Source organism: Methylobacterium litchii (genome assembly GCF_038442315.1).
In the GTDB taxonomy this organism is placed as follows: Bacteria; Pseudomonadota; Alphaproteobacteria; order Rhizobiales; family Beijerinckiaceae; genus Methylobacterium; species Methylobacterium litchii.
This window is the reverse complement of sequence record NZ_JBBXMY010000008.1, coordinates 243019-252643: the sequence shown is the minus strand read 5'-3', so window position 1 is coordinate 252643 and position 9625 is coordinate 243019. Positions and strand designations below refer to the sequence as shown.

Below are 9625 nucleotides of genomic sequence, written 5' to 3'. Positions count from 1 at the left end.
CCCAGTTCCGCCGCCTTGCCATCCGCTACGAACGACGGGCCGACATCCATCTGGCCTTCTCGACCCTGGCGGCCGCCCTCATCGTTTGGCGCTTCATCGAACGATGGTTTTGTTAGGCGCTCTTAGACCGAGGCTCTGCAGTGGATAGCCCATCGGTTCGATATCGAGGTCCGCTGTGATGCCCGAGCTCCCCGTAAGCGAACCAGCTGCGATCCACCCTGAGCGGTCCTCTGCTTACGGCCCATGCTGGGCATTCAGCTGCGACCGGAGGTTTCTCGGAGGCTAGCATTTGCAAGCCTAAGCGGAACCTCCTTGCGTCCTGCGATGCTCGCCGATGACTTCTCCCCCCCAGTTGAGAATGAACGTTCATTGACATGAGAATGAGTGTTCATTATCAAGCCGAGGAGAAATGATGGTGTCGAGCATGACCTACGCATCCGCTGACCACGTCGAAGCCCCCGCCGGCGCGGCAGCGTTGCGCGCCCTAGTGCGTCCGGCGAACCAGATCCTCGGCGCCGCGGTGCTGTTGGGGTGGGCATGCTTGTTGTCCTGGACCGGCACCGGTCCGGGCGGCTGGCAGGCCCGAGCCTGCGCCGGTCTCGACCACGCGCCCCGCGCCTGCGCCGACCTCGCCCCGGTCAAGGACCAGTCCAGGGTCGTCCCGCACGGATCGGGTTACGCGTCGTGAGCGCCGGGACCGCGACCGTCGTTGAGGTCACCGACGCCCAGGCTGCGCGGCGCGAGCGCATCCTCGACGCGGCTGAGGCCTGCTTCGTCCGCAACGGTTTCCACCGCACCACGATGTCGGACCTCGCCCGCGAGGCCGCCATAAGCCAGGGCAACTTCTACCGTTACTTTGCCTCGAAGGAGGACATCGTCCTGGCAATGGCGGAACGCGACCGCGCCCGCGGGGCTGCCCTCGTCGCCGAGATGGAGCGGGACGGTGACCGTCGCGCGTCCCTGAACGGCATCCTTGAACGGTTCTTTACCGGCATCACCCGGGAGGCCGCGGTGCTGCGTCTCGACCTATGGGCGGAGACCACGCGTAACCCCGCCATCGCCGCTCTGGTCGACCGCAGCGAGGCCGAGGCTCGGGAATGGCTGTGCGGGATGTTCTCGGCACTCGCCGCTTCGCCCGCTTGCGAGCCCGCCTCCATGTTCGAAGCGGTCAACTCGCTGATGAAGGGCATCGTCGTCGGCCGAGCCATCCTGCCGGGTTACGACCCAGCCCCTGCCGTCGCCCACCTTCAGACCCTGATCGAGGCAGGCCTGAACGGCGCACTGGCGCGGTCGACCGTCGCCACTCCGGAGACCGGCCGATGATCCGCGCCGCCTTGCTCGCTACTCCCGCCCTGCTGGCGCTGGGCCTGTCGGCCGCCTCCGCCCGCGACGAGTCGCCCATAACGGCCAAGCCGATCCTGGCGCCTGCCGTCAGCGTCGTCGAGGCAACCCGGCGCGAGACCGTAGAGACCGTGACGGTGACCGGCACCCTGGTGCCCCGCGACGAGATCCTGGTGACGCCAGAGATCGACGGCTACCGGGTCACCGAGGTGTTGGTTGAGGAGGGTGCGCGGGTCGCAAAAGGCCAGGTGCTCGCGCGCCTCGCCCGCGACCTGATCGACCGCCAAATCGCACAGCAGGACGCAGTTGTGGCTAAGGCCGAGGCCGCCGTGCCCCAGTCCCAAAGCAACATCGAGCAGGCCGAGGCTGCCGAGACCGAGGCCCGGCTTAGTCTGGAGCGGGCAAAGACGCTCATCGCCACGGGCAACACCACCGCCGTGGTGATGGAGACCCGGACTTCCACCCTGCGCCAGGCCGAGGGCCGACTGACCTTCGCCCGTAACGGACTTGCCATGGCCAAGGCCGACCTCGCCCAGGCTCGCGCCGTGCGCGACGAGCTGTCCCTGCGGCTCGCCCGCACCGAGATCCGCGCTCCCGAGGCCGGCATCGTCAGCCGCCGCACCGCCCGGGTCGGCCTCGCCGCCTCGGCAAGTTCGGAGCCGCTGTTCCGCCTGATCGCCCGCGGGGAGATCGAGCTGGAGGGCGAGGTCGTGGAGACCAAGCTGCCGCTTCTCCGCGAGGGCGCTTCAGCCTGGATCGACCTCGGCGAAGGCGGCAGAGTCGCCGGTCGCGTGCGCGCCGTCTACCCGGAGGTCGACAAGGCCACCCGCCTCGGGAAGGTCCGCGTTCGCCTAGACGCCGACCCGCGCCTACGCATCGGGACCTTCGCGCGCGGCGAGGTCGAGCTCGCCCGCAGCCGCGGCGTGAGCATCCCCCAGGCGTCGGTGCTGTACAGCGGCGGGCGTCGCAGCGTGTTGATCGTGTCCGGTGACCGGGTCGAGGATCGCACCATCCGCACCGGCATCGCCGACGAGGACACCGTCGAGGTCCGCGCCGGCCTGAACGAGGGCGAGCGCGTCGTCGCCCGGGCCGGCTCGTTCCTTCGCGATGGCGACCGCGTCCGGCCGGTGCTCGAAGCTCCGGCCCCCACGCACGCGGTCGCCGCGATACCGGCCCCGCGGGACACCGCCGAAGCTGGCGTGCCGTAGGCTGCGGCGTTCGTCACACGATCACCGTCACCGAAAGACAGGGCCGCCCGATGCGCCTGAACATCTCCGCCTGGGCGATCCGCAACCCCATCGCGCCCCTCGTCCTGTTCCTGGTGCTGGTCGTGCTCGGCCTCGTCAGCTTCCGCGGGCTCGCGGTGACGAAGATGCCCAACGTCGACGTGCCCATCGTCTCCGTGGCCATCACCCAGTCCGGCGCGGCGCCGTCCGAGTTGCAGACGCAGGTCACCAAGTGGGTCGAGGACTCGATTGCCGGCGTGCGGGGCGTCAAGCACATCACCTCGGCCATCACCGAGGGCGCCTCGGTGACCACGGTCGAGTTCCGATTGGAGGTGAACACCGACCGCGCCGTCAACGACGTGAAGGATGCGGTCTCGAAGATCCGCATCAACCTGCCCCGCACCATCGACGAGCCGGTGATCAGCCGCGTCGAGGTCGCCGGCCTGCCGATCCTCGTCTACGGCGTGAAGGCGCCCGCGATGACGCCCGCCGACCTGTCCTGGCTGGTCGAGGACAAGATCGCCCGCACGCTCCAGGGCGTGAAGGGCGTGGGCGGCGTCGAGCGGGTCGGCGGCGTCGCGCGCGAGGTCCGGGTCGTGCTGCAGCCCGACCGGCTGCTGTCGCTGGGCATCACCGCCGCGGACGTGAACCGGCAGCTGCGCCTGACGTCGGCCGACATGGCGGGCGGGCGCGGCGAGGTCGGCGGGCGTGAGCAGTCAATCCGCACGCTCGCCGCCTCCCGCACCCTGCGCGACCTGAAGGCGACCTCCATCGTCCTGCCGGGCGGTCGCAAGGTCCGCCTCGACGACCTCGCCAGGGTCGAGGACGGCATCGAAGAACCCCGCACCTTCGCCCGCTTCAACGGCAAGCCGGTCGTCGCCTTCGCGGTCTCGCGCGGCTCGGGTGCGAGCGACGCCGAGGTCGCGGCAGGGGTGCAGAGGAAGATCGCCGAGTTCCAGGCGAGCTACCCCGACCTGCAGTTCGAGCTGATCGACTCCTCGGTCTCCTCGACCATCGGCTCGTACGATTCCGCCATGCACACGCTGATCGAGGGGGCGCTCCTCGCGGTCATCGTGGTGTTCCTGTTCCTGCGCGACTGGCGCGCCACGCTCATCGCGGCGGTGGCGCTGCCGCTCTCGGTGTTCCCGACCTTTTGGGCGATGGACGCCCTGGGCTTCACACTCAACGGCATCAGCCTGCTCGCGATCACGCTGGTGACCGGCATCCTCGTCGACGACGCCATCGTCGAGATCGAGAACGTCGTCCGACACATGCGGCTGGGCAAGTCGCCCTACCAGGCGGCCATCGAGGGCGCCGACGAGATCGGGCTCGCGGTCATCGCCATCACCGCGACCCTGATCGCGGTGTTCGCCCCGGTGTCGTTCATGCCGGGCATCGCCGGGCGCTACTTCATCCAGTTCGGCCTGACCATCGCGGTCTCGGTGTTCATGTCGCTGCTCGTGGCGCGCCTGATTACCCCGATGCTGGCCGCCTACTTCCTGCGCGACCACGGTCACGCCGAGGAGCGCGAGGGTCCGGTGATGCGCGCCTACGGCCGCCTGGTCGGCTGGTCGGTGCGCCACCGGGTGATCACGCTGTTCGCCGGCCTCGCACTGTTTGCCGCCTCCATCGTGTCGACCGGCCTGCTGCCCTCGGGCTTCATCCCGAAGCAGGACAACGCCCGCACCCTGTTCATGCTCGAACTCGCGCCGGGGGCGAAGCTCGCCGACACGGTGGCGATGTCCGACCGCGTGGTCTCTCGCATCCGGGCGCTGCCCGAGGTGACCTCGGTCTTCGTCGACGGCGGACGGCAGGTCGGCGGCAAGAAGGAGACCCGGCTCGCGACCCTGACCGTGAACCTGACGCCGAAGAATGCGCGCGCCAAGCGGCAGTGGACGGTCGAGGCCGAGATCGCGGCCCTGCTCGCCGAGGAGCCGGATATCCGCTCCTGGACCCTTCGCGACAGCGGCCAGCGCGACCTCGCCCTGGTGGTGAGCGGTCCCGACGCCGACGTCGTCACCGACGTCGCCGCCCGGCTACAGCGCGACATGGCCGCCATCCCGCACCTTGTGGCGGTGATGTCGACGGCGCCGCTGAACCGGACGGAGGTCCGCATCCGGCCGAAGCCCGGCGTGGCCGCCGACCTCGGCGTCTCGACCGACGCCATCGCCGAGACCGTCCGCGTCGGGACCATCGGCGACATCGGCCTGAACCTCGCCAAGTTCAACGCCGCGGACCGGCAGGTGCCGATCCGGGTGCAACTGCCCGAGAGCGCCCGCGGCGCGGTCTCGCGGCTAAAGAACCTGAAGGTGCCGGCCAAGAACGGGGCCGCCGTGCCGCTGGCAGTCGTGGCCGACATCGAGCTCGACCAAGGCCCGGGCGCCATCGACCGCTACGACCGGGCCGTGCGCGTGGCCGTCGAGGCCAACATGCAGGGCTCGGAGGCGCTGGGCTCCCTCATCGCCGAGGCCCTTCAGACGCCGACGGCGAAGAACCTCCCGCCGGGGGTGACCATCAAGCAGACCGGCGACGCCGAGATCATGGGCGAGGTGTTCTCGGGCTTCCTGATGGCGATGGGCGCCGGCATCATGATGGTCTACGCGGTCCTCGTCCTGCTGTTCGGCTCGTTCCTGCAGCCGCTGACCATCCTGTTCTCTCTGCCGCTCTCCATCGGCGGCGCCATCCTCGGCCTGCTGATTTGCCAGATGCCGATCTCGATGCCGGTCGTCATCGGCATCCTGATGCTGATGGGGCTGGTGACGAAGAACGCGATCATGCTGGTCGACTTCGCTGTCGAGGAGATGGGGCGCGGCGTCGACCGGGTCACGGCCATCGTCGATGCCGGCCGCAAGAGGGCGCGGCCTATCGTGATGACGACCCTTGCGATGGCCGCCGGCATGGTGCCGTCCGCGATGGCGTTTGGGGTCGGCGGTGAGTTCCGCGCGCCGATGGCGGTGGCGGTCATCGCCGGCCTCATCGTCTCAACCCTGCTCTCCCTGGTCTTCGTCCCGGCCGTGTTCCTGCTGATGGACAGCCTGAGTGGCCTCCTCGGGCGTCTGCTCGGCCGCTTCGTGGGGCCCCGGGACGACGCGACTAGACACGCAGCGACGATGCCGTAGCGAAACCTCCCGACGACGTTATCAAGATTGAGTCCAGGATTGGTCTACTGTTAAGCGTCCGCTAGTCCGACACTGAGCTCGGAAGCGGAACTACGGCAATCCACCCCAAGCCGCCCTTCGCACGGTCGGTCCCTAACTCACCTCCACCTGCGCCACCCCCGGCATGGCGCGGAGCATGCCCGCCAGTTGCGGCGTCGCCTGGTAGCGGCCCGGCAGGCGGATCTCCACCTCGCGCCCGCCGCCGTCGAGGCGCAGCACCAGGGACACCTCCCCCTCCCCGCGCATGGTCAGGCGGCTCTGCACCGCCTGGATGCCGCGCGGGTCTTCCAGGTGGATGCGCATGCCCTTCTGGAACCGGGCGACGGCTGCATCCAGGGGCTCGGCGGTCATGATGCGGGCGCGGACGTCCTCGCCCTCCAGATTCGCCTGCAACTGGAGCACCAGCGGGCGGCCGGGCTCCAGGATGTCCCGGTACTGGCCCAGCCCTTCGGAGAAGATGATCGCCTCGAAATGCGCCGTCCGGTCCGACAGCGTGACGATGCCCATCTTGTTGCCGGTCTTGGTGCGCCGCTCGGCCCGGTCCAGCACCGAGGCCGCGACCCGGCCGACGCTCGTCGTGCCCGCCCGCACCGCCCGGCAGAAATCCGTCCAGCTCTGCACCCGCAGCTTGTCGAGAAGGTCGCCGTACTCGTCCAGCGGATGGCCCGAGATGAAGAAGCCGATCGCCGCGTATTCGCGCTTTAGCGTGTCGGCCATCGGCCACAATTCGTGGGGCGGGATGCGCAAGCCGACATCGGCAGAGACCACACCGCCGAACATGTCTTTCATGTCCGACGTCGATGTCGCTCCTTCCTGAGCCAACTTCATCATCGGCTCGACCGCCGCGAAGGCCCGTGCCCGGTCGGGCTCGATGCCATCGAGCGCGCCGGCCTGGACGAGGCTTTCCATCGTCCGCTTGTTCACGAGGCGCGGGTTGAGGCGCCGCGCGAGATCGGAGAGGTCGGTGAAGGGCTTGTCGCCCCGCGCCTCGACCAGCGCCCGCACCGCCTCGCGGCCCACGCCCTTGATGGCGGCGAGCGCGTAGAAGATCTTGCCATCGCGCACCTCGAACACCTCGCCCGAGGCGTTGATCGAGGGCGGCTCGACGGTGATCTTCAGGCGCTGCGCGTCCTGCCGAAATTCGGCGATCTTGTCGGTGTTGTCGATGTCGAGCGTCATGGCCGCGGCCAGGAACTCGACCGGATAATTCGCCTTCAGGTAGGCGGTCTGGTAGGTCAGCAGGGCGTAGGCCGCCGCGTGGCTCTTGTTGAAGCCGTAATCGGCGAACTTGGCGAGCAGATCGAAGATCTCGTTCGCCTTGGCCTTGGTGAGCCCCCCCGCCTCGCAGCCCTTCACGAAGCGCTCGCGCTGGGCGTCCATCTCCGCGCGGATCTTCTTGCCCATGGCGCGGCGGAGCATGTCGGCCTCGCCGAGGGTGTACCCGGCGAGCACCTTGGCGATCTCCATCACCTGCTCCTGGTAGACGATGATGCCGAAGGTCTCCTTCAGCATCGGCTCCAGGCTCGGGTGCGGGTACCAGTTGGCCTCGTTGCCTGCGTCGCGGCCGAGCTTGCGCTCGCAATAGACGGGGATGTTGGCCATCGGGCCCGGCCGGTAGAGGGCCACGAGGGCGATGATGTCCTCGAACCGGTCGGCCTGCATCTCGCAGAGCGCCTTGCGCATGCCGGCCGATTCCACCTGGAACACGCCGACCGTCTCGCCCCGGCCCATCGGCTCGTAGGTCGCCCTGTCGTCGAGCGGCAGGCCGGCAAGATCGATCTCGATGCCGCGCAGCTTCAGCAGATCGGTGCAGCACCGCAGCATCGTGAGGGTCTTGAGGCCCAGGAAGTCGAACTTCACCAGCCCGGCCTGCTCCACCCACTTCATGTTGAACTGGGTGACGCGCATCCCCGTCTTCGGGTCGCGGTAGAGGGGGACCAGCTCTTCCAGCGGCCGGTCGCCGATCACCACGCCGGCCGCGTGGGTCGAGGCGTGGCGGTGGAGCCCTTCGAGCTTCTTGGCGATGTCGATGAGGCGGCCGACGATGGGCTCCTCCTCCATCGCCTGCTGCAACTTGGGCTCGCCCTCGATGGCCTGGGCCAGGGTGACGGGGTTGGCCGGGTTCTGCGGCACGAGCTTGGTGAGCTTGTCCACCTGCCCGTAGGGCATCTCCAGCACGCGGCCGACATCGCGCAGCACGCCGCGCGCCAGCAGCGTGCCGAAGGTGATGATCTGCCCGACCTGCCGCTCGCCGTAGCGCTCCTGCACGTAGCGGATCACCCGCTCGCGGCCCTCGACGCAGAAGTCGATGTCGAAATCCGGCATCGAGACGCGCTCGGGGTTCAGGAACCGCTCGAACAGCAGGCCGAACCGCAGCGGGTCGAGATCGGTGATGAGGAGCGACCACGCCACCAGCGAGCCGGCGCCGGAGCCGCGCCCCGGCCCCACCGGGATGTCGTGCTCCTTCGCCCACTTGATGAAGTCCGACACGATCAGGAAGTAGCCGGGAAACTTCATCGAGACGATGACGTCGAGCTCGAAGGCGAGCCGCTTGCGGTAATCGTCCTCCGTGAAGCCCGGCGCGGTGCCGTGCTGCTGCAGGCGCAGTTCGAGGCCGGCTTCCGCCTGACGGCGCAACTCGGTCGGCTCGTCGGCGGCGATGGCCTGGGCCACTGCGCCGGACGCCTCGGCGAGCGTCGCGGCCTCGCTGCCGGCCACGCGGGAGAAGTTCGGCAGGATCGGCTTGCGGGTCCGCGCGCGGACGGCGCAGCGCATGGCGATCTCGACGGTCGAAGTCAGGGCGTCGGGCAGGTCGTGGAACAGGGCCGCCATCTCGGCCCGGGTCTTGAAGTTGTGGCGCGGCGTCAGCTTGCGGCGCCGGTCGTCCGAGACGATCCGGCCGTCCGCGATGGCGAGCAGCGCGTCGTGGGCGTCGTAATCGTCGGCCTTCGAGAAGAACGTCTCGTTCGCCGCCGCGACGCCGAGGCCGTTCCGATCCGCGAGATGCAGGAGCGCCGTCTCGATCCGCCCCTCCTCGGGCAGGCCGTGGCGCTGGATCTCGACGTAGAGGTTGTCCTCGCCGAAGGCCCGCTTCAGGCTTTCCAGCCGGCTCGCGGCGAGTTCCGGGCGACCGGCGCGCAGCGCCGCGTCGAGGGGGCCGCCCGCCCCGCCGGTCAGGGCGATGAGCCCGCCGGCGTAATCCGCCAGCACGGCGGCGGCGACGCGGGGCGCCTCGCCCAGCGGCGAGTCGAAATAGGCCCGGCTCGCCAGCCGCAGCAGGTTGGCATAGCCCTCCTCGTCCTGCGCCAGCAGCACCACGCCGTGATAGGTCGGCAGGGTGCGGGCATGGGGATCCGCCCCCTCGAAGGCCACGGAGAGTTGCACGCCCGCGATGGGCTGCAATCCGTCCTTGGCCGCCTTCTCGGAGAATTCCAGGGCGCCGAACAGGTTGTTGGTGTCCGTCAGCGCCAGGGCGGGCTGCCGGTCGGACACGGCGGCCTTCACGAGGTCGCCGACCTTCACGGCGCCTTCGAGCAGGGAATAGGACGAGTGGACGTGGAGGTGGACGAAGCCCACTTCCTTCAAGTGACGTGTCATGTCCGGCCTTGTTCGGGGGCCGTGGAGGATCGGCCCTGTGTGCCCGAGAGTCGACCACCGGAGGGTCGCATCGGGCACTTATCCACTGCCCGCGAGACGATTTCGCGCCCCTGTGGCCGCCCTGTGAAAAGCGGGGACGGCCTGTGGACAACTCCGTTTTCGCGGGAACCTTCGCCCCGTTGGAAGGACGCCCTCAACGGATCGGTGCGAGGGCTACCGCCCAGGCGCCGAACGCCCCGAACAGAATCCCGAAGGCCATGAACTCGACCATTCCGGTCAGGATCGCCCGCTTGAGCATCATCG

5 protein-coding genes and 1 pseudogene are annotated in these 9625 nt (G+C 69.1%); 5 read left to right on the top strand and 1 reads right to left on the bottom strand.

The window, feature by feature from the left end; genetic code table 11:
- From AAHF99_RS16470 to AAHF99_RS16450, 5 genes and pseudogenes are all read left to right on the top strand, one after another.
- A pseudogene (locus AAHF99_RS16470) lies at window positions 1–116 on the top strand (IS5/IS1182 family transposase); the annotation flags it as partial.
- A gap of 308 nt (window positions 117–424) precedes the next feature.
- On the top strand, window positions 425–688 hold the full coding sequence (locus tag AAHF99_RS16465) for a hypothetical protein (RefSeq protein WP_342165549.1): 264 nt from the start codon (window positions 425–427) through the stop codon (window positions 686–688).
- Window positions 685–1323 (top strand): TetR/AcrR family transcriptional regulator, encoded by a 639-nt coding sequence (locus AAHF99_RS16460; RefSeq protein WP_342165548.1) that lies wholly within the window; start codon window positions 685–687, stop codon window positions 1321–1323. The genes AAHF99_RS16465 and AAHF99_RS16460 overlap by 4 nt, the downstream gene beginning before the upstream one ends.
- Entirely contained in the window at window positions 1320–2549 is a 1230-nt protein-coding gene (locus AAHF99_RS16455; protein WP_342165547.1) for an efflux RND transporter periplasmic adaptor subunit, read from the top strand. Before AAHF99_RS16460 ends, AAHF99_RS16455 begins: the two co-directional genes overlap by 4 nt.
- Window positions 2550–2599: 50 nt before the next feature.
- Window positions 2600–5686 carry an efflux RND transporter permease subunit gene (locus tag AAHF99_RS16450; protein WP_342165546.1) on the top strand — a complete coding sequence of 1029 codons (3087 nt, stop codon included), beginning with the start codon at window positions 2600–2602 and terminating at the stop codon, window positions 5684–5686.
- Between the two features lie 132 nt (window positions 5687–5818).
- On the opposite strand, the gene dnaE is transcribed toward AAHF99_RS16450, so the two are convergent.
- A complete protein-coding gene (gene dnaE, locus AAHF99_RS16445) occupies window positions 5819–9322 on the bottom strand; it encodes a DNA polymerase III subunit alpha (protein ID WP_342165545.1) in 3504 nt (1167 codons plus the stop codon).
- Window positions 9323–9625: the final 303 nt, after the last annotated feature.